The 22,594-nt window shown below is 39.8% G+C and carries 15 protein-coding genes and 1 pseudogene; 11 read left to right on the top strand and 5 right to left on the bottom strand.

From position 1 onward, the window contains the following. The first annotated feature begins 246 nt into the window (after positions 1–246). From MSG34_RS15970 to MSG34_RS15940, 6 genes are all read left to right on the top strand, one after another. Positions 247–1,146, top strand: coding sequence for an SET domain-containing methyltransferase (locus MSG34_RS15970; RefSeq protein ID WP_248338460.1), 900 nt, complete (start codon positions 247–249; stop codon positions 1,144–1,146). 1,179 nt (positions 1,147–2,325) lie between these two features. Beyond that, on the top strand, positions 2,326–2,532 hold the full coding sequence (locus MSG34_RS15960) for an antitoxin Xre/MbcA/ParS toxin-binding domain-containing protein (protein WP_102558659.1): 207 nt from the start codon (positions 2,326–2,328) through the stop codon (positions 2,530–2,532). Positions 2,533–2,959: 427 nt separating this feature from the next. Then, positions 2,960–3,367 (top strand): hypothetical protein, encoded by a 408-nt coding sequence (locus MSG34_RS15955; RefSeq protein ID WP_248338456.1) that lies wholly within the window; start codon positions 2,960–2,962, stop codon positions 3,365–3,367. Beyond that, the gene (locus MSG34_RS15950) at positions 3,364–3,594 is read left to right on the top strand and encodes a hypothetical protein (RefSeq protein WP_248338454.1); all 231 of its coding nucleotides are present in this window, start codon (positions 3,364–3,366) and stop codon (positions 3,592–3,594) included. The genes MSG34_RS15955 and MSG34_RS15950 overlap by 4 nt, the downstream gene beginning before the upstream one ends. Positions 3,595–3,969: 375 nt before the next feature. Beyond that, positions 3,970–5,196, top strand: a complete 1,227-nt coding sequence (locus MSG34_RS15945; RefSeq protein WP_248338452.1) for a hypothetical protein — start codon at positions 3,970–3,972, stop codon at positions 5,194–5,196. 166 nt (positions 5,197–5,362) lie between these two features. Then, positions 5,363–5,761 (top strand): hypothetical protein, encoded by a 399-nt coding sequence (locus MSG34_RS15940; RefSeq protein ID WP_248338450.1) that lies wholly within the window; start codon positions 5,363–5,365, stop codon positions 5,759–5,761. A gap of 413 nt (positions 5,762–6,174) precedes the next feature. On the opposite strand, the gene MSG34_RS15935 is transcribed toward MSG34_RS15940, so the two are convergent. Genes MSG34_RS15935 through MSG34_RS15920 form a run of 4 tightly spaced genes read right to left on the bottom strand, consistent with a single transcriptional unit; the run spans position 6,175 to position 12,104 of the window. Continuing rightward, positions 6,175–6,621: a hypothetical protein gene (locus MSG34_RS15935; RefSeq protein ID WP_102561487.1), complete on the bottom strand. Its 447-nt coding sequence runs from the start codon at positions 6,619–6,621 to the stop codon at positions 6,175–6,177. Between the two features lie 26 nt (positions 6,622–6,647). Next, complete coding sequence (locus tag MSG34_RS15930; RefSeq protein WP_248338448.1) at positions 6,648–8,660, bottom strand: hypothetical protein; 2,013 nt, start codon at positions 8,658–8,660, stop codon at positions 6,648–6,650. Beyond that, complete coding sequence (locus MSG34_RS15925) at positions 8,660–10,504, bottom strand: hypothetical protein (RefSeq protein WP_248338446.1); 1,845 nt, start codon at positions 10,502–10,504, stop codon at positions 8,660–8,662. Before MSG34_RS15925 ends, MSG34_RS15930 begins: the two co-directional genes overlap by 1 nt. Continuing rightward, entirely contained in the window at positions 10,494–12,104 is a 1,611-nt protein-coding gene (locus tag MSG34_RS15920; RefSeq protein WP_248338444.1) for a site-specific integrase, read from the bottom strand. The genes MSG34_RS15925 and MSG34_RS15920 overlap by 11 nt, the downstream gene beginning before the upstream one ends. Before the next feature lie 459 nt (positions 12,105–12,563). Between MSG34_RS15920 and MSG34_RS15915 the strand changes: the two genes are divergently transcribed. The 4 genes from MSG34_RS15915 to MSG34_RS15900 are packed head-to-tail and all read left to right on the top strand — an operon-like array spanning position 12,564 to position 19,263. Then, the gene (locus MSG34_RS15915; protein ID WP_136984379.1) at positions 12,564–13,988 is read left to right on the top strand and encodes a site-specific integrase; all 1,425 of its coding nucleotides are present in this window, start codon (positions 12,564–12,566) and stop codon (positions 13,986–13,988) included. Between the two features lie 4 nt (positions 13,989–13,992). Further along, positions 13,993–16,434 carry a hypothetical protein gene (locus MSG34_RS15910; protein ID WP_248338442.1) on the top strand — a complete coding sequence of 814 codons (2,442 nt, stop codon included), beginning with the start codon at positions 13,993–13,995 and terminating at the stop codon, positions 16,432–16,434. A 10-nt stretch (positions 16,435–16,444) separates the two neighbouring features. Further along, positions 16,445–18,643 (top strand): integrase, encoded by a 2,199-nt coding sequence (locus tag MSG34_RS15905; protein ID WP_248338440.1) that lies wholly within the window; start codon positions 16,445–16,447, stop codon positions 18,641–18,643. Continuing rightward, positions 18,643–19,263 (top strand): hypothetical protein, encoded by a 621-nt coding sequence (locus tag MSG34_RS15900; RefSeq protein ID WP_248338438.1) that lies wholly within the window; start codon positions 18,643–18,645, stop codon positions 19,261–19,263. Before MSG34_RS15905 ends, MSG34_RS15900 begins: the two co-directional genes overlap by 1 nt. Positions 19,264–19,360: 97 nt before the next feature. Here MSG34_RS15900 and MSG34_RS15895 read toward each other — a convergent pair. After that, a pseudogene (locus tag MSG34_RS15895) lies at positions 19,361–20,270 on the bottom strand (IS3 family transposase). Positions 20,271–20,381: 111 nt separating this feature from the next. Here MSG34_RS15895 and MSG34_RS15890 point away from each other — a divergent pair. Then, positions 20,382–22,592, top strand: a complete 2,211-nt coding sequence (locus MSG34_RS15890; protein ID WP_248338435.1) for an AAA family ATPase — start codon at positions 20,382–20,384, stop codon at positions 22,590–22,592. The last annotated feature ends 2 nt before the right edge of the window (positions 22,593–22,594 follow it).

The following is a 22,594-nucleotide window of genomic DNA, read 5'->3' as shown; positions in this document are numbered from 1 at the left end:
AAAGAGATGTCGGTGCATTATTATTCAATAATGTTGCTTGTAAGCCTACTACGATATTTCTTAAGGGTTGCAGAAAGAATTGAACTGATGTAACGTCACATCGCGCATACTAGAGGCGTTCTTGGATTTCAAAGTTGCTCAGTTCAACGCTAGACATCAAAATTTGTTTTTTAATCGGTTAGGACATCACAACCTACAAGTACCTTGCACACCAAGAAGCAAGGGAATAAATTGTCAGGGTTAATTATGTCTAAATTAAGCGAAAAAATTAAGAAGCAAGCAAAGTCAAATCACCGCAAAAACAGATCACTAAAGCTGACAGAGCATCAAAACAGAATAGCTATAAGCCATGGCTATGCTAGCTTTAAAGCATTACTAAAATCTGAAAAACATTCAGAGATTGAAGCTAGAAAAACATTTGCTCTCAAAGGTAATTCGCAGTCAAAAATTGAATATCCCTCAGTAGGGAAGGGTATAGATGTTTTTGTTAGAGAAGATGGCTTAAGGGGGTTACGAGCAACAAGGGCTTTTAAAGCGTCAGAATTAATCATAGTTGATGAACTATTAATTGGGTATAACATCACACGATCTCCCCTTCGACAACAAAATACGGCATGGGCAATGACAGGATTGTTCTTGCAGCCATCAGGTAGGGGAATCCTTGAAACAATAATTGATAGATATCACCTACGAGATAGCCACCAACCTCGCCTAGATAAGGTTGATAATCATATTATTGATTTAATTCGTAAACAAATGAATCAAGAATCTGAGTACATAAAATATATATACTCAATAGTCACAACTTATCATGCCACTTTTGCTTGTACCAATCTTGCTAATAGTGAATCAGAGTTTACATATTTATCCGCTTCGATGATATTTATGAACCATAGTTGTGATGCAAACGCATCTATTGAACCAACAGTAAAGTTAAACTCTACCGTAAGAGATGGTATTAGCATCTCCAATCCTAGAATTATGGCATTAAAAGATATACAAGAAGGCGAAGAAATAACGTGGAATTATGATGAAAGATTTATTGGTCTTAATCTTAAAGATAGAAGAAAAAAATTAAAGGAAATATATGGCTTTGATTGCAAATGTAGCAGGTGTTATAAAGAGAGGTTTTTAAATAATAAGTAACGATTGTTCTTTATTGACTGAATAATGTTTCACACAATAGTTCTGCCTACAAGTTAAACAAAAAATTGGAAAACAAGTCAAGCGTACCGCGATTGGAAGTAATTGGCAGAAATTGAACGCTATCCCTTGGCTGTTAGTTAAAGCGGTGCTTTTCCGTTGACAGGTAACGGAAAAGCACCGCCTTTACCTTACGACATATTGAGGGCGTAGTTAGATAGGCCTGCCTGTACGATTAGGTTACATCGCGATCTAGGAACCGACAGGTTGAGTCTAGTTTAACCCAACTAACAAAAATCAGAGTGCATACCAATGCAAAATTATCTGGTAAAAATGTAATGCTAGCACTTTTAAAGTTAGAGAGCTGATGCTTGTTTATGTCCAGTCCCTTGTAAATCGACCATCGCCGATAACAGTGGTCTTTGACTTTTGGGATACGTGAGGTTATCTGAAAGGGCGAGCGTGGGATATTTACCCTAACAAGTTTTGTCCAGAGACGTGTTATGCCGCCATGCTTTGGGACAAAAGCTTGCTGGTATCATGACGTGGTTGGCCGATAGTGAAGAGTTTGGAACGTGGCACGACATACATCATAACTATGTTGCATGTACATATCTGAATGACGGGTACTATGTGCAATTAAGGCTCGACTCGACTATAACGTTTCAACAGTAATCGATTGAATCAGGAGTAGAGTTATGGAGTTGCCTAATTTAGAAGAATTTCGAATGGTTGGAGTTGTATTTCCGCTGGTAGACCCGTCTGAGTTGCCACCCAAATGGGAGCGGGTTTTTGATGAATTTATGCGAGGACAGTCAGTGCCACACCCAGTTTATGTTTATGCTCACGACTGGAATTCATTTTGTGTTCGAGTCAAGCAAGGTGATATTAAAATAGACTGATGTCCACGCGTGGACACCAGTGGATACAAAGATGTACTGACTCATACACGATCTAACACCTTTGGTGCTGAAGCGTGACCTAGTCGTACAGGGCTGCCTCTTATGTCACCAAAATCGGTTTGGGACAAGAACGCCTTAGTGCCACGACTCTAAAACGTTTGTGCCCCATTATTGCTGAGCTCATTATTATCTATCCGTTCGCTAATCATTATTTGACCAACTTTTCCTAATGTAGGTATGGTGTATAGGACTTATCACATAAATTTAGGCGGAGTTTAAGGTGAATAAAGAAACCAAAAAGAATTTTGATAAAGTATTTCAGGCTGCGTTAGCACTGTTTGGTAGTGAAGAAGCTGCTAATCACTGGCTTAAGCACCCAGTTCGAGGACTTGGTAACAAACGACCAATTGATTTGCTTTCGACAGCCGAAGATACCAAGGCTGTACTCAATTTGATTGGCCGTTTAGAGCATGGAGTGTTTTCGTGAGCTTTGTTGCTACAAGCTTTTGCCCCATTATGTGTTTCGTTCTACAGAGCGAATATCGTGAGCCAAATGTTTTGCGATACAAAAACTAATGCCTTTAGAACATTGAAAGCGACCTAAATAATTAACGTATGCACAGGATTAAAGAGTGTGGTCAAAAACCTCTCGAAAACAGGATCGTTTACAATTCTGATACTTCTCGTTTCGTCGGCATAGGATAGAATTGTTCCAACTTATCAATGCATTACAATCTGAGCGCAACAGCGACAATGGTAATGAGTCAATGTAATATTTCGATTTTCATTGGATTAAGTGTTGTAGCTCAAAACTTTACGTTATAGAAACAATAGGTTGTACTTAGTTTTGTATTATGAGTACCAGACTCACGTGGGGTGGCATACTGTTAAAGTGTTGATTTTTAGGAGGATATGTGGATAAATTTCGTTTCCTTAATCATTTCCTTGAAACAATGGAATTGAGGGGAGAAGTTGCGTCATTGGTTTTCATTAATGTGAATACTGAATTCGTGACTGATTTTAATAAAAGATACAAGACTAAGCATACTTTAGAAGAGTTTGTGAAACTTGTAGATGTATGTAAAGCTCACGAATGGGTTAAATGCACTGCGGGAGGTCGAGGTCCGCATGGTAACTTAGTTATAACTAGCAAAGGGGTCGCTGCAATTAGATCTAAGAACGAGTCAGATCGAAGAAAGTCAGAACGTAGTGCAATCAAAAAGCTCTCTGATTGCATAGAAGATCATAAAGGGCTATTTGTAGTATTCGGTTTTATAATTGCTTTAGCAACTTTTTACCTTAAGATTAATGGGACTAAATGATGACGATTGAACTCGAACCTATTGCTGTTAGCTGTCTATTTTGTGATTCTACTTTAGTTTGCGATGATGAAAAAACGTATCAGGAGAATGATCTACTTGAATGTCCAAATTGTTCGGAACATAACTTGTTTGGTGAAGTTATGGGAATTGCTACTGAAAAAGCAAAAAAGGCAGCCACTGAGTATGCACTGAATAGCATCAGCAAGTCTTTGAATTTTAAAATGTAGTTACAAGCCTACAAACTGTTTAAGAGTGATTTGCAATTTACTATATTGATGAAATCACTAACTCACTTTTTGCCTAGATACGAATTATAGGGAATGAAACGCGAAAATGCCTCATTCCTAGTTGGCGACAGCTAACGTCATCAGTCTCATGTCGATAGATTTTCTAATGCAAATTGTGAGGTCTGTAGAAATCCCCTTTGTGCCGCATTTTGTCTATCTCACTTTATTCGTACACCACGATATCATCATAAAAACATATATTTATACTGAGAGTTGGCATTCACTAGGTGTATGAAAAATCCCCAAGTGGGGTGTTTAAATACCCCATTTGGGGATCTAATAAATTGTCAGGCAATCAATGAACTAGGAATTACGATGAAAGCTTTATTTATTGGCGCTGGAGCAACCTATGACTGCGGAATGCCTCTTGTCTGGGAGTTGACTGCTGAAATAAGGCGTTGGTTAACTCCTGAAAAACTAATATCATTTAATGAAAACTGGAAGTCTCAAGGTGGTGGCTGGCATCAAGATGTTGTCTCATGTGTTGTATCTCTATTGAAAAATGAGAGTTTACATTATGAGAACATCATTGGGGCAATAGAGGTAGAGTGCTCTAGGGAACTAGATCAACGTAAGAGTGAGAATTATTATGCCGCGCTTGGCTTTCTGCTTCAGGCTGTATATGGCTTGCTAATGGAGCGCCAAGTGAAAAATACGGAATACGCATTAGCCGCGCTTGAGGACTTTTCTTCAATAAAAGAAATAGCCAAAAATAACAAACCGCTTTGGGTTTTCTCCCTAAACCATGATTGCATTATTGAAATGTTGGCGCTCAAATCTGGTATTCCATTAAAGTCAGGCTTTAATGAGGAAGTTGATATCCGGATGAAAAATGCTGACGGATCAATATACAACTTCCCCTTTGAAAAATTAAGTCGAAAATCCATAGAGGAAAATCGATATGATTTTTTTCGAAGTGGTGAATTCGGTATTAACCTTATAAAGCTTCATGGGTCATTAGATATATTTGGTCAGAATGATGAGCTTAACTACCTGAAAATAAAACCCGTCAAAGGTAAGGCAGACTCTCTATCCTCACAGATTCAATTGTTAAATCAAATTAATCAAGATATTGCAGTTCGAGATGGGGTTGTATGCACGAATGAAAATATCTATGAAGATGAAAGTGGAGAAATTCAGTTTCTGCGGAAAAGCCTATTATCTGGGGCTTACAAGTTCACGAACAAACTAAGCCAAATAGCGCCACCAGAGTTTCTATCCCTCTTCAAAGGTAACTTGAATTATGCTAATGAGCTTATTTGCATAGGCTATAGCTTTGGGGACAAGCATATTGACGATCAGATAGCGAACTGGCTCGCTTTCTCAGCAGCTAGAAAGCTGAGTATTGTTAACCCTGGTGTCAATAGTTGTCCTGAGAGAATGAAACATCTATCTGGTCAGGTATTATGCAATCCGATTGGTGCAGCTGACTTCTTTACCCAAATCAGCGATAAGAAGCCGACTGTACTTCAAGCCATGCGACGAAAAGCTAGATCTTTAGCTCGTGATAAAATTAAACGAGAGCTGACAGAAAATACCTAATAAGAGACAAGACAGATTCCCAACGCTTGGCATTTTAGGTGCTATCGTTGGGTTTTTGTTTAAGGCGGTGATGTTTGGCTTTGTGGGGTGCACCAGCCATAATCAGGCATGAACAATTCTAATATGATTATGATAAAATTGATCTTTTTACAGATAGCATAAGAGAATGACGAAATATCTTTGTACCGATGCATATTATAACGATGATTCAGCGATAAAGACTGGCTTTGCTTTAGCCTTCAAAATCGCAAAAGAGACCGATGGCGAGATTGATATTGTCTTAGCCAAATTAGATAGTTTCAAAGTGCAATTAAAATCTCTTATTGGAACACAAAATAAGCGGGAGCTTGATGTGAAAAGGAAATGTAACTTTAGAGGCGTAGATATTAAGTTGTACTCTCAAGCAACGATTAAGAAGCTATCCTCTTCGAGTACGATGCTTCTTGTATGCACATCCGATAACATTACAAAATCATTAGAATTTATTAGCATTGATAGCTGTGTTGTTGTACCTCTTCAAGATTCTAATGCAAAATTTTGGCAAAGCTATACGCGAGCGAAATAGGTCGTTCGCTGGTCAGTGCGCCATACAAACAGTTAAAGTGGGATTCAGCACGCGTGTCATTTTTGATATGCGTTTGGTTTCGTTGTTGAAGTGCTATACGGCGGCTTGGTCAGGGTTTAGCTGTTACCGAGCAGGGCTACGATGAGCAAGAAGTGAAAAAGTATGGCATTACTTGGCTAAGTTTGGCTACCAGTCAGCACGAGTATGCAAGCGTTTAAGGCTTTAAGATACTTTTGCTAATCTGAGATAAGCGACTTACCAGATTCCGCATAACTCGTTTCTGTCCAGAAATGAGTTGCGATACCAGCAGACCGACTTGCTCAATTTAGTCGTGAAAAACAAACGAACGTGTGAGGTCGAGTATAAGCCATCACACCTTACTCCATGAAATACCAACTATGCCACTACAAAGGCTACTTTTTGCGTTCTGCAATTTCATAGACTCGTTCACCAAACTCCTCTTGAAGATCATACACGCGAAACATCAGGGACTTATTAAGTGTTTCAAGTTCTTTATTTATATTCTTAACATCATTTAACTCTTTGCGGTATTTATCCTTGAGTTCTTTTTCTCGTTCGAGTTCCGTTCTGAGCTTGTCAATCTGACTAATATCCCCTTGTTTTGAAATTTCTTTTTGGTGTGATTGAGAGTTGTCTAACTCTCTGTTGTAATTTTCAATTGCAGGGTTAGCAATCTCTTTAATGAACGTCTTGAACTTATGAATGTAGCTTTGAGCAAATCCTGCTTCTCGGTTGATTTTATTTAGTGTCAGGCGACCTGATGCCTTTACTCTCTCTGGCTTACTATCTAACAGGCGATCCAAAGCCGATTGGAATTTATCTACTGCTGCTGAACTCATAACCATTACCCTTTATTAACTCTAATTCACACAAATCTATTCAAAATGATTTCGTCTTTAAACTGCGTATAAGGAATCTCATGCCTATTAAGTGTCAGTTCTTCAACTTGGATCTTCTGTTTTAGCCCAGCCAAGATGGAACTTTTTAATGGGTCACCTGTATTGAGTGCTGTGAACTTTGCAATCAAGCGATCTCTTTGTTTTGCTATAATTTTTGCACCTTTGTCGGTGACAACTTTATGTTCACACTCTTTAATTTCGGCTCGGAAAGGTTGGGTGCCACAAACGCGGTCACACGATGCGTTAGTGCAGTAAGCACCACTTGGAAGTTGAATGATATGGAGGTTTCCATTTCTGATGTTATCTTCAATTTCGGCACGAGTCATGATGATACTGCCTCCGCTTTCGAGCGCTTTTATGCGGTCTTGCATAATCTTTTCGCCTCTGGCACCGCTCAAATGTACACTTCTATTAATGATGTCATCATACTCATCAATCCCAATATCAATTTCAACCTCCTTTAGACCCATGAGCATTTCATCGTCCATCAAAATGTCATTCATTTTCGCAAGCACAGCATTGTTAGTGTAGTAGTCTGCCATATTGATGTTTTGGTGCTTGTACTGGAATTTAATCCCCGAAGCAGTGCCAAAGCCATAGCGTACAAAGAACACAGCAAATGTTCGTCTGAAATCATGAGAACTCAATTCTTCGTATGTGTTGCCAACTTCCAGTTCGCCTTCTCTTGTAGGGTTCAGCATATCAAACTCATCAACATCTTCCTGAGTTGCACTATAGTTCAGGCTGTTGATGAATTTTCTCATGTGCTGAATAATCGAAATCAGATAGTTATCGGATCTTTGCGTTGATGCATTCACTACCAAAAAGGCTGACTTTAATTGCCTTCTCATGTGTTTAATCTTATTTGGCGTTTCACCTTGCGCTTCTCTTTCATCAACTTCTTTGTGATAGAGCGAGCGTGTTGACTCCATCATGTCATAAGCTAAATCTAATGCAGCTTCAGCAACAGGGTGTGACTGCCATGTGACCGTTTTAGGTTTTGAGTTATAGCCCTTAGTTGTTTGGCCTTCAAGCAGGACAACAGATTTACCATTTACCGTTTTTTTCTTAACGCTTCTTTTATTGAAAGATAAAGCCTCACCAATCCGCACACCAGAAAACCCCTGAATAACTATCAAGCAACTAGTTGATATTTCAGCTAAGCCGCTGCCCATCAAATCCACCTCAAAATCAGGAATACCGTGGGGAATCCTCTTAATAGCATTTCTGATCCTTTTTTCTATAGCATCATCTGTCATACTTATATTTTTGCGAGTTATTGGCATACCAATAACCCTTTCACCGTTTTTAATTCGCTTCTTTATGTCGTAAGCCTCCCCCAAAACCCTTGAAATCTCATGGCGATGCTCATGATACTTTTCGACTATTCGAAGAGCGTTGCTCATCAAGTGTTGGTACAACATGTGAGGCATGGCTACATGTTGCCTAGTTGGTTTTGAGCTGGCGCACTTCCAGACTTCGGCGGCATCAATATACGAAGTCATCACACCTATTATGGTAAGTTTATTCAGTGCAGTAAGAACGGCATTTAAAGCACCTTTCGAGTTCTGTTGTTTTTTAAGTCTCCGAGTAAATGACTTCCACTTCCTGCGGTCGGACAAATCAGTCCATTTTGTACCCTCCAAACAGTCAGCAACCCTCTGTAAGCCAGCTTTTAGACTAGACATATTGCTTACAGAGAGAGGCAAGGTTTCCTCTTCTTTTGAGTGGTGATACATCTTGTATAGAGCATCCTGAATTCCCTTTACGTACTCAGGGTTGGTCGCTTCAAATCTGATTTTTAAACTTTGGCTTATACCTATAATGTGAGACGTAGAGAAGTCCCACTCTTCAACGTGATAGGGCTTATCATCAGAGTTCAGACTATCCAATCCATTAATCAAGAATGCGGTCTTAGATTTTTGGAATGGTATCGCAGGAATAACATTTTCTTGTTCTCTTTGCGTATTACCACTCATTAAAATGCCTCCAGTAAATCAACTAGGCTACATCCATCGCAGTAAAGCGGATGAGGGGCTTCTTTTTGCTTGTCTGATGCCATAGCATAGTTGTTAGGAGACACCTCGCTAAATCGTCTTAGAATAGATTCTATGGTGCTACACAACTTATGAAACTTCTCCGTAGGCATACTATTAATAGCTGGGTAATCTTTCATTTCTTTTAGCGTGTCGTTGAAGGACATCATTAACCAAATATCCTCAACCTCAGCAACCAGTCTGTGATGCTCACATTCAAAGCAACTCAAAAAGTCCGTACAGGTTGCCTCCGTTGACTGCTCAATCCCCATTTTTTTGAGGTTTTTCTTTACTGTATTTGCTACACCTTTAGTAGAGTCTTTACAGCGAGTTCCCACGGGCGTTTGTTTGTCATTTTCTCTCTCCTGTTTGCGTAATCTATTGTAGTCATAGTCGCTAAGGATATCTGCGTGGTTAAATTTCGCCTGATTTGCTGACTCATGAATATCCGTACCATTTTTTACAAAGTCATACATGGCTTCACTGGATGCAGCCAAGCCACTCCTGTGGTCGTTTTCGTTACCGTCTGAGTAGCTAGCGCAAATGGCTTGAACAGAATTGTTGGCAGATATTGACACTTTCCAAATATCTTGTGTCACCTTCATTAGTACGTCGATTTTGGTTTGACGAAGTGCCGATGGAGTAATGTGTGCAAGTCCCATTAAAGCAGTGTAGGTATTAATTTGACGCTGAGGCGAGCGCTGACCTGACTCAATAAACCCATTTGTATCTCCTGATTCACTGAAAATAGGAAACAACCAATCGGTGCCTTTATCTTTCTGAAGTTTTCTCGAAATCTCTAACCATTGATGAAAGAACTCTTGAGCCTTTTTATGGAAGCCAATAGAAGTATCAAGTTTGAGATAGTTGGCACGCGCTTTCTCAAGGTCAAAGTACACCCTACCATTATGCTTGGACTCAAACCTAAGATCCTCAAACCTAAGATTTAGAATTGGAGTAGTGTTTTGACCAGTAAAACAGAATGTTAGCATTACAGCCAATCTAGAAAAGTGACTGTAAAAAGGGCTGAAACCATTAATGCGCTTTGGCTTTAGAGCTAACTTAAAAGATACTTTATTACGACTTTTAAGCTGTTTAGACCAACCATTTTTTTCTGCTGTCTGGTTGAATAACTCTTCATCCCAGAGCGGATGCACATCAGGTAATGTTCCTTCATCAACATGCTTTTTAAACTTCCCAAATGCCGAAATGAACAGTCTAACTAGAGGTTTGAATTCTCCAACGGGATCGATACCTTTATATGAGTCGGTCTCCCTCTTGATACCTTTTATCGATTTTAATTTCTTAGCTTCGATCTCGCGATTCTTCTTCCTAAGAAAGAAACTCAGCATTTTTTTTACAGCAGCCCATGACGATAGCTTTTGCTCACCTTTTCTGCACATCTCTTGGTGATAAGTCATGTATGCTGTGTATAAATCAGGATGAAAGTAGTCACTACCAATCGATGTGAAATCGTTGACATCAAGCCATCGAACATACCTTCTTAATTGTTCGAAGTGACCTTTTCTAGTGGAGTTGTAGTCTGGCTTAAGAATACGGTACACATCGTGAACAAAGTCCTCCCTGCTAGCCGGGGTGTATTCAACACCATTTATTTTTTCCCCTGATTGCGAATAGTTAGGAACATATTTGAAATTAAGCTGTTCAAAGTGAGCTGTACTCCCAACTGCTTTCAATTTCATATCAGCCAAACGGAGTGGCTCAACCGCTGCTTCTGGCCGCCCATAAAAATCACCATCAACAAAAGCGGGTTTCCTACGACTCATGCTGATTTAACCTCTCGAAGCCAGTGTTATCTTCTAGCTCACCATCTTCTGTCATTTCTTGAAATACACCGAGATAATCCATGATGTCTTCCCAAATCTCATCGCCAGTAGGTTGATCTTCGGCAATCTGCAAATAGAGCAGGGTGGTTGCAATATCTTCATGACCAAGGAACGCAGATACTATTGATAACGCCTTATCTGAAGTCATTTTTTTTAACAGCATCCGAAAGGTAGAGACAGCAAAGGTGGATCGTAGGTTGTGAACAACCGCATCAATATCGTTGTGCAGATTCCTCCCTGCCGTTTTTCTAATCTCATTCCATCGAGTATTGATTTCTTCGAGTTTTTTAAAGAATGGTATACCTGAGTTGCTGATAAACAGATATTTCTTATTTTCATCAATACCATCAATACCGTCAAAGTAAGCTGTGTTACCAGCGTCTCTCTCAGTCTTGCATTTCTTTTTAAATTTCTCTAAGCGTTTTTGGTATCGCGGAGATTGGCTGTAGCTATACAGCTCAGACATTAAAGAATTAGTAATAATCGTGCGTCGAGATTTATTGTGATAACCACCTTTAGGGTCTTTGACTAGAGAGCCATACTGATCACCAACCCCAAGCCTTAACATTGTTTTGGTCATATCAGGACAGATGACTTGCCCTAAGTGCAAACTCGCTCCCTCTTCCTTTCTAAGCCCTGTGTATCGATAAATTCGGAATAATAAGCAGAACTCTTCAGGTAAACTCACCCATTTTTCCGTACGATTTACGTTCTTAATTACTCTTTTGGTGGTAATGAGAATATTCTTTGCTTCTTTCCACTCGGCATTTGTTAGAGGTTTTAGGTCACGCCTAGCATTTGGCAAGCTGCCGCCGTTGTTTCTTTGTGATTTGGGAAAGTTCAATCTTAGGTCAGTTGACTGCACTTGTTTGAGCCTATGTGCTTTCATATGTGTGCCGCTATTTTCAATGTCGATACTAAATATCTCGAACTCAAATGGCGGGTTGTTGAATTCCATACCTTTTCTGATGTGGTACTTGTAAAAGCCAACAACTTCACGCATGTATGCAGAAGCAGTTGTTCTAGCTAAACCTGTCCCGTCTATTACTCCATTTTTTACAGACGCATGATACATGTAAGTGGCTCGTAGGTTTTTCCTAATGCCAAACTTGTCCCAAGATGGGCGCGGAGGGTCTGTAAATGGGTCGTAATCGTCGTTATTGAACTTTCGATCCCATGCTGCTTGAGTATCCAAGATGAAGGAAAAGTAGTGGGTCAGCGCCTTAGAGGTTTGCTGAGACTCTTCCTTGTCGTCTTCAATGTGTTTTGAAAGGATATATTGATTTGCGTAGTCCAATGGTTCGTATGAAATCAGCTTACCCTTCTTGACGATAGGGTTGCCGCCATTACCATTCCTTACGACTATTTTTTGGTAACCAACCATGTTTAAGAAGATTACTTTCTTGATGTGGGCATGAGTTTCTTTGTCCTCAGAAAAACGACACTGAGGCTCACCGTTGTCATCGATATAAACTAATGGCTTCCTATATGTGAAGTCTTTAATTGTTGTTGTTTTAATTTCATAAATAATCTCAGGCATTTATTTACATCTACCAGTCTATCCCTAACCTGATATCTACAATATCACATGTTCTCATCAATGAAATACGTATGGTTATGTTGTTTATATAAAGACAAAAAAAAACCTTGCTTATGTGGCAAGGTTCTCACTTTTTCTCTTTTTTTAAATCGTAGGGTTCGTCATTTCGATTGAAATCGTGTGGGTGTTCGTAATCTGCAATCTTGCCGCCGTTAGAAGCAACCAGAGCGATACCTTTTGCACATACTGTGGCTTTTTGCTTTAGACGCCTACCATGCTAAAAAGTTAGGTAGAAAAATTAGACACAATAATGAGCAACTAGTATAGTAAAAATCAAAACTAAAGTCCTTAGCTATATTGGCAGCGCAGCCTCGCTGGCCGAGGATGAAGGACGAGCACTGCAAGCGGAGCGAATCGGCGTCAGTTACTTGCTCGGTATTAATGGAGATAGCATATATTATGGCCCGAAAGAAAAGTCTAGTACCTGCTGATTTCGCTGATGGTGATTTTTGTCGGGTTTTAGTGACAGTAGAGAAGAAACCTAAAGTCGAATTCGTAATTGATGAGGAAACAGGGGATGTGAAGCCTCGCATCAAACAGCGCAAAAACCCAGCCTTAATAACCATTCCAATTCTTATAGATCCAAACGGCTTAAATGTCGTTCCAGCGAATCTATTTATGCGCTTCAAAGCAAACAGCACCAACGACCTCCAAACTCTCGATTCGAAAATGAGGGCGCTAAAGTCGTTTTATCGTTTTCTATGGAGAGAGCGTCTGACGATATATGACGTAACAGATGACCCTGAAAACGGAGTTGTGTACCTATATCGGGATCATCTTCTTGATAACATCAAGAAGGAAGAACGTGATGAGAATGACAATGTAACAATCGTAGGAACGTACTCTCCTAGTACTGCAACGGGATATGTCAACACTATCGTTAGGTATTTCGAGTTTCTACATGTTGAACGCATTGTTCGTTTTACTAAAGATTATTGCCCCTTCGAATACACAACTAAACCAGTAAGGAAGAGAAAGCGAAGCCTCGATCACGACATGCTAGGTCATCTTAAAAAAGGTGATGAAATGATTTACGTTGAAACAACCGAACTAACAAAGCCATTTGGAAGCGTTCAACCATTGGAAACCGCTCATAAGCTATCACCGATGCTGGAAGATGAGAAACAGGCTTTCTATGACAATCTTGAATACGAAGATACTAATTTCCAAAGGCACAGTGAAATTAAAGATTTGATGCTCTACACAGCAACAGAGACAGGATTAAGAGTTGAAGAGTTAGTTACCTTTCCTGAAACTGTAGTGAGAGCACCACGACCTCACGAAGAATATGTTAGTGCAACTATTAGTGAACTCCGTAATGGTTGCATGACAAAATTCAATAAAGAGCGAACAATTAAAATACCGCGAAAGCTCATGATTATTCTTAATCAGTATCGGACAAGTAAAGCTCGTGAAACACATATTCAAAAAGGACTCCTCAAGCATAACGCCCTGTTTGTTAACCCCTCCAATGGGTTGATTTTTGACACAAACACAATTCAGAAACATCTTGGTTCAATCCGCCGCATCATTATTGATAATCTTGAAGAGCAAGATAGTGATGATGAATGGTACTTCACGATGCATGACTTGCGTGCAACATTTGCAACGCACTGGCTCTATGAGCAACACAAAAAGACTGGGAAGATATTTGATGTTTTGCTAGATGAGCTGAAAACGGTAATGGGTCATAAAGATAGCACCACAACTCAAAAATATATCAAATATATGAAGACTGAAGAATATTGGCTTGCGTTTGCACAGCGGAAAAATCAGTACCTAACACAAGTCACTGGGAATCTAACAGCAGTCAAAGGGAGCTAGAAATATGGCTAAAAGCCCATTGGCGGGGATGAAAAGAGTCGCTAAAAAGAGAGAGGTGACAAAAAAGACCGTCACTGAACTCAACCTATCATTTGATTTGAAGCAAAAGCTTCAGAACCAGATAGCCTTTAACTTACGTGATTGGTGTCACCTACAATGCGACCCAAAAAATACCATCGCTAAACGTAGCCGCATGGAACAGGTGCGAAAGATTCGAAAGTGGGTTGATAGACAACTTAAAAACCAAATATCTCACGATACCATTTACACGACTCTTAACCATTTGCAGCGCTATATGGTTTTTTGCGATACAAAAGAATTCGATCCATTCAGTAAAGCTGGTTATTTGTCTTACTGCGGAAATAACGGGGAATTAAGACGACTAGTTGATCTGGCAAATGAGCCTAAAACATACATTTTTCAGTACCATGACGGTGAAGAAATCGGACTGAAAGAGACCAAGGCATCCCATATCAAGATTCATGTAGATAAAGGTTTGAAGGCGGCTGGATTTAACGTATCAGCCTATCAGGCCACTCTTCATGGATTCGAAAATGGAGACAGAACACCGACCACCAAACCATACTCCCCACAAGAATGGCGGTTAATGCTTCGTCGAGCAACATACTGCTACAACTCATTAGCAACTCAGTTAATTACATATAGAGATGCGAACCCTGACGCTCCCCCTCCCTCGTCTCTTAAAGCCGTTGTTGATGAAGTAGATGGTAAAGAAATTACGGTCACTATTTCTGGAGATAACGGGGCAGCTAGTCCTTTTGATCAATGTATGTTCATGGGGTATCTATTGTTTGCTTATTACACAGCATTCAATACATCCACTATTTTAGATATACGTTTCCCAATTCGTAAAGTTGAACAAACAAAAGCAGGGCGCACGCAAAAATACGTGAAAGTCAAAGGCTATAAAGGTCGGGCAGCTAAGGATGTCCATGCGTTGTTTGCATCACAACCAGATGAGAGCAAGCACAGTGAAGCTACAGATGAGGGTGATGCTGGATTTATAGTTGCAGATATTAGTAAGCGCGACAAAAATGGCATCCAAGATGGCTTAACCTATATAGAGACAATGAAGCTGTTTTCCCGTGCATACAATAATGATAAACATGGTAGGTTATTCTACAGCTTGGATAAAGATGGTAATAAAAGAAGTATAGATCGTGGTGGTGCATCGATGTATACCGCTCAACGACTTGCTATTTTAAGTGATAGCCGCACTAATTTAATTGATCATGTTATTCAATGCTACACCGATATGATCGATAAACACCAGATGAACAAGTTTTCAACGTTCACATCAGAAGCAGGCTTTACGTCTGTAAGTAAGACTGTCGTACCTTTTGCAGCAACCTGTATAAAGCGTCGAACTATACCTCTAATTTACGTGGCGCTTACTTGTCTTACGGACGTACAACTCAAGAATATCCTAATGCCTTTACACTACTCGGACAAAGATGGTGAAGGCGATATCACCGTTAGCTTCTCCTATCTCGACGGGTCATCAGGGAGCTTTAAGATCGGCGCTAAGTACCAAGCGTTCTTGGAGTCAATTGAGAGCTATGCACAGCGTTACAACGTCTTACCCAAAGGCCGAAAAAGTGTCACAAGACCTCCATACCTTATCCCTTTAGGGAGCAAAGGTAAAACCTTTCAATGGGATGAGGATTTATGTCCCCTTATCATTCAGATGGCTCTACGCGAGTACGGAATTAGACAGGGAGATTATTTTTTAAACCTCAATGCTTCGCGGATACGCGCAACCCACAGCGATCTGGAATATAAACCTGAAGATAACGGTTTTTCTGCCAGAGTAATCTTACAACATGCCATTGAAACTCAGGAAAGAAAGTATGCAAATGGGCATCCCCTCGAAAATACCAGAATGGGTTCACAGGGTCTCCAAGCGCTAATACATATTTCAAAAGGGATGACACGCAATGAAGCCACAAATAAAGTTAAACAAGAACTTAAAATCCCTGTGCTCGCTTATGATAAGTATATTGAACGTAATACACCTACGAACCCAAATGGTGTCGCATGCGAAGGTAAACCTGATTTTATCGAATCCAAGGATAAGGATTGGCACTATGCTGCTCGAAAGTGGGCAGAAAAAGAGGGGGTGATTAAAGAAGGTCAGGATATCACTTGCTACCAGTATGATCTTTGCGTGTTCTGTAAAAGCGCCCAGCTAGTTGATGACCCTCATTCAATCTACAAGCTTCTGAGCTTTTTAGAAGCCATGAGTGATGCCATTGATACATACCCTGATAAGGCAGATTTCATCGAGTCCAAGATAAACAGGTTTAAGCTACAATTGGACAACCTTCCATCCGAAACCCTTAATAAAGCTGAAGAGATGCTTTGTCAAAAGAAACGATACTTTTTATTTCAATCTCCAGATTCTGTTAGACAATATCTAAGCTAGTAGGTGAAATATGTTGAAGTTTGATCATGCCAATGAGACTGAAGCCTTCTACAGTCATCAGAAATCAATTGAAGGGGAGACTGATTACCTTCAAGATGTTTTATTACCTGCACTATTGCGCGGTGACTGGAATGAGCTAGATAAGTTGATTATCTACCAAGATAGCAAAACCACAATTTACTTTGGTGAAGACTGCTGGGACTACAGAAAAACAGAGTTAAGAGATGTACGATTCTCTTTCAAGATTGAATCAGAGGAAGATACCGCTGTTAATATTATGCGGTTCAAAAGAGATGATCTAACCCTGAAAAACCAAATCAAATGCGTAGTTTTGGCAAGGATGTATTTCACTACTGAAAAAGTCAAAATGGACAGTATTCGAAATCACCTTTGGCCTCTCTTAAATCACGCAAAATCCATGCTTGACCGAAACATAGACAGCTTTGAAGCATTAACCATTGACTCATTGAAAGACTTGATTGACGATGGTATGGATTTTTCTGACGCATTTGCCTTATCATCGTTAAATTCGATGTTCAATGCTCAAGAAGTGCTACCTTTCTGTGTTAATTATACTCAGCTTACACGCAAGCTCTTAAAACTCGATGAGTTAAAGCACGAGCAGCATTGCGTTATTCCACCCCGCATATATTTCGCTGCTCTCAATGACTTCAGTACAGATATCGAAGCAGCTTATGCCAATAGGGACGAGATAGAGAAAGCAGTAGAGCACATGGTGACGTGTGAACAAAAAGCTCTTAAAGAATCAATATATAAAATTAGGCATGGCGAAGCTTTCAGCGTTCATCTTTCTCTTAAAAGCAACGTCGAGTTTTTTGAAGCACTAGAAGCAAAAGGTGTCGAAATTGCTGATGGAGGGACTGATAAACGCTGGATGGCTATATACAAAAAAATGCAGCCAACCCTTGGCATTGGAAACCGACTGGATGACTTCCAAGTAAAGATTGGTGAAACTAAATATAATTGGGCTGATTTACGTCGATATCTAAGAGATTTAAATTGTAAAGCGGCATGGTTGTGCATGGCCTTGTCGGGTATGCGGCGGGATGAATTGTATAGGATGCATCCGAATTTTGGCGCACAGAAATTGACATTCAATGTCGATAGAGATGACACCAAGGAAGAAACAAAAAAAGGAATTGGCAAAGAAACCATTCACTTTTTGACAACACGACAATCTAAAATCACGATGACCAGCCAGACCAAGGATGATGTCTTTGTTACTACCATCAATGGCTTCAAAGCATTTTATGTTTTAAGCGCAATTCACACCCCGCTACGTTCATATTTCCCGAAAAAACAAAGTCATCGTATGTTTGCAACCTTGACTTCGACAAAATTTCCTTCCGCTATAGGCAAGGAAGGGCTTGGTGACGGCATCAAAATCTATTTTAACAAACATCATGGTTTTGACTTAACCCTAAGTTCAAATGATATAAAATACCTTGATGTCTCTGATGACACACAAGAAAGGTTTGTTGAAGGTAGTAATTTTCATTTCACAAACCACCAACTTCGCCGTTCACTAGCATTTTACCTCATTGGGTATGAGTTATGCTCATTTCCCGCTTTAAAACAACAGTTTGGGCATTTTTCCATGGCAATGACCAGATGGTATGCCCGTAACGCTAATTCATACAAAACTTTCTGGAATGAAGTTCAAGATGAACGGATTAGTCAACAGGCCGATATTTACGTGCGCATATTTGAAAAAATGGCAAACGGAGAGCGTGTCGCTGGCGGCAAAGGTAAAACATTCCTTAAAACGATTGCCAAAGAAGGTGAAAACTATTTTGAGGACGGTGTTAATAAGCGACTACTCTCACGCCAATACTGGATCGAAAAGTTAAGAGACGGCGATGAACATTTACATGCAGTTGCAGTTGGCATGTATTGCTCTAACGATGATTGCTCAATGCGCCTTAACATTGATCTAACTGAGTGTACTGACTGTGAGTGGGATTATATCGAGAACGTAGTATACGCTGAAGGTGCTCGGATGGATGCCATGCGCAACCTGAACCTGTTGATAGAGCACAACGATCTAAATTCAAATTCTGCAACTCAATATTACATGCAAATCAAAGCAGCAGAACGAATTATGACAGATCTAGATTTCGACTTTACACCTTACCAGTTTGAAGATGAGGTGATTGATTTAGTGATTAACTTTAAGACGGTAGAATAATGAATCAACGTGAAAGAGATTATCAAAGCACAAAACAAGAATTGCGTGATGCATTGGCAAGATTAGTCGCTAGTGAGGTAACTTGCTCTGAACTTATAATACGCAAAAAAGCAGGAAAAATCATAAAAATCAGCCCTACGACAGTTCAAAAAGAAGCTGGTAAAGCTAACGGGGCTCTTGCCCGTCACGCTGATGTTCAAGATCAAATAGAAGATATAGTCAGTAAAATTGACCTTGGCCTACCTGTAACCGAAGATGTACTCAGAAAAATTAAGCTTGGTGAAACTATAGGGTTTGTCAATGAAGCGCCTCTCACTATTCAGCAGATAAAAGAATCTTCAGTTCACAAAAGCGCCTTGAAACGTCTTGATACCTCTCGAAAAATACGTAAAAAAGCAGAAGAAAGGGCGGCAGAGCAAAGATCTGAACTGGAACGTAAAAATCGGGCACTTAACGATGAAATAGCTACTAGAGATAATATGTTTGCAGCACTCTGGGATGCAATACCAAGTTACCTCGTAGAAGAGCGCATAGTAGGAATGAAAAACCTTACTGAGGTCGTCGAGTTACATGATGTTAAAAGAGAGAAAGAGCGAGAAGAAAAGGAGCAAAAAAAGTAATGTACTAATTCATACTGATTTTACGTATCCGCTGGTTCGTAGTGACTAGAACGTAGAGCTGGCTTATTGATCTTCTCCAGTCAGACTGGACACTTAATTAAGCGACATTTTGTTTTTCAAAGTTCATTGGGCTTAGGTACCCAAGAGCACTGTGCCTTCTCGTTCGATTATAATCAACCTCAATGTACTCGAAGATCGTTTGACGCATCTGCTCTCTCGTCATGATCGGTTCATATTGGATTACTTCTACTTTCATAGAATGAAAGAAGCTCTCAACACAAGCATTATCCCAGCATTTTCCTTTCCTACTCATACTTTGCCTTAGGTTATAATTACTTATGAGGTCTCGATAGTCTTTCGAACAGTATTGACTACCTCGATCGCTATGAGTAATAACCTGCTCAGGGAAACCTCGGCGAAATAAAGTCATTGATAAGGCATCGCAGATCAGTGAGGCCGTCATTCTCGTATTCATAGACCAACCAGTAACTTGTCTTGAGTAGAGGTCAATAATGACAGCTAAGTACAGCCGCCTTCGCTTGTGGCAACATAGGTGATGTCTCCTGCCCATTTTTGATTTGGAGCCGTTGCGTTAAAATCTTGAGCGAGCAAGTTCGGAGCAACGGGCATTTTATGTTTACTGCCTGTTGTACACTTAAACTTGCGTGCTGCTTTCGCTACTAAATCCTGACGTTTCATACTGGCGGCAATGGTCTTAACATTATGGTTATCACCGCTCCCTGCCAGTTCTTTCTGAATACGTCTTGAGCCATCTCGTTCTTTACTAACGTCAAAGGCTTCTTTTACTTTGGTATCAAGCTTTTGGTGTTCTGTCTCACGTTGAATCGCCTTGTGGCGATTCTCAACCCAATAATGAAACCCACTTCGAGAAACTCTGAACACCTTAGCCATACGGGAAATACTGAGACTCAGCAGGTGTTCGAGCATAAATTCATAGCAATTTACTTTAGCTTTTTCGCGAACTAGGTGGCGGCCTTTTTTACGATTTCTACCTTATGACAAGTTCGTTACTATTCAAATCTAACATGCTGATTTTGTTTTAAATAGGACATCGATAATATAAAATCATTTGAGTATAAATTGATTATTGAGGCCATATGCACATCACCAAACTATCCCTAGTCAACTATAGGAACTTTAATAATGTTAAGCTTCTGTTTAATAAGGGAATAAATACAATAATTGGTGAGAACGGATCTGGTAAGACTAACTTATTCCGAGCGATGAGATTGTTGCTTGATAGCTCAATGCCTCGTTTCGCGACGAAATTGGCAGAAGGCGATTTTTGTAGAGCAATTGGAGACTGGCGTGGTCATTGGATTATCATTAGTCTTGAGTTTGATGATATTGCGGGTGATGAAGCCAGTCAGTCTTTATTCCTCCATGGTGTTGGAAATGCGGAAGACGAAGTTGTCTCTAGAGCAACGTACAATTTTATTTTTAGGCCTAAGGCATACGTTAGACAGGCTTTAGCACAACTCCCAACAGGGGGGCTAGCCGCATTAGAAAGCTACTTGGGTAGTATAACTATCGATGACTATGAAACGGTCCTAACAGGCAAAAGTGTCGCTAATTTTAATGATCCCAGTGTCTACAAGAGTATAGTTGGTGACTTTGAAAGGGTAGATTTTCCTACTGCGTTAAATAACCCAGCTGTTGGTATACGCTTACCAAATATCCTTAATATGCCCAATGAAGTTTCGTTTACATTCATCAAGGCACTAAGAGATGTAGTATCCGACTTTAATAGTAATAGAACCAATCCTCTGCTCACTCTACTAAAAAGTAAATCGGGTGATATTACTCAGTCTGATTTCCAACCTATTGCAGATCTGATTGGAACACTGAACAATGAAATTGAAGGGCTACCTGACATCTGTGCAATTCGTGATGATATTGTAACTACGGTAGGAGATACGGTCGGCGATACATATTCTCCAAATTCAATCTCTATTCGATCAAGTTTGACTGATGAGTCAGACCAACTTTTCCAGTCATTAAAGCTTTTTGTCTCTGAGTCTAGTGATGGTTATGAAGGTGCTATCCATGAAATGAGCTTAGGCGGTGCAAACTTGCTGTATCTCACATTGAAGCTACTAGAGTTCAAGTACCAAAAGGCTAACCAATCAATTGCAAATTTCTTGCTGATTGAAGAACCTGAAGCACATATACATACTCATATTCAAAAGTCGCTTTTCGACAACATTAACTACGAAAACACTCAGATTATCTATTCAACCCACTCTTCACATATTTCAGAAGTAAGTAATATCAACAATATGAACATCATTGGTCTTGTCAATGGTGTTTGTGAGGTATTTCAGCCGTCATCGGGGCTTTGTGATGAAAAAATTGGCTTTGTACAACGATATCTAGATGCGATACGAAGCAACTTACTATTCGCACGAAGTGTCGTGCTAGTTGAGGGTGATGCTGAAGAGATTCTTATTCCTATTCTACTGAAAAAGGTTCTAGGTTTAAGTCTAGACGAAATTGGTATCAGTTTAGTTAATATTCGGAGCACTGGCTTCGAGAATATTGCAATGTTATTTGACAATGAAAGAATCAAAAAACGTTGCAGCATTATCACAGATCTAGATGAAATCTTCTTTGATACTACGATTTATCCTACAGATAGTGACGCAGATAAAAAGAAGAAAGAGAAAGCCCTCGGCTCTAAAGAAACTGGCTTTGCTCGTAAAAGAAGGCTTGATGATTTCTGTCAAAATAACCCTTGGATTTCGATTTTTTATGCAGAACATACTTTTGAGGTTGATTTCATACAATCATCCAACAGCGGTTACCTCAAGAGAATTGTCAGAGATGTGTACACTCAGCCAGCTACAGCGAATGCTGCTACAACAGAGCTATCTTCTACTGATATTGCTATTTCAGGCTCAAGAGCATTAACTATGGCGAACTATCAAGGTAAAGGTTGGTTTGCCCTTACGCTTAGCAAAGTGATTGACTTTAAAGTAGCTATTCCTGAGTACATTTTCGATGCTATCAAGTTTGCGCATGGTGACTTCAATGCAGAACTCACTTTCAAAATACTCAAGCACCGATACGAATCAGTTATTGAACATGTCAAATATGGTCTAGACATAATTGAGCGTTTAGATGAAGAAGGCAACGTTAGCCTAAAACAAGAGTGGGAAGCATACTTGGCCCCATATGAAAATGCCTTAGCGACATTTACTCCTAAATGGGAAGCTTTTAACCCATTAGGTGGCGATATAAATGTTCTAAAAGCTCAACTGATGAACGACCTGCCTACTGAAAACAATGACATTTTAGCAAGGATCTGATC

It is taken from the genome of Vibrio sp. 1CM2L (assembly GCF_023161695.1).
In the GTDB taxonomy this organism is placed as follows: domain Bacteria; phylum Pseudomonadota; class Gammaproteobacteria; order Enterobacterales; family Vibrionaceae; genus Vibrio; species Vibrio coralliirubri.
The sequence above is the reverse complement of the archived record's forward strand: the minus strand, read 5'-3'. Positions and strand labels throughout refer to the sequence as shown.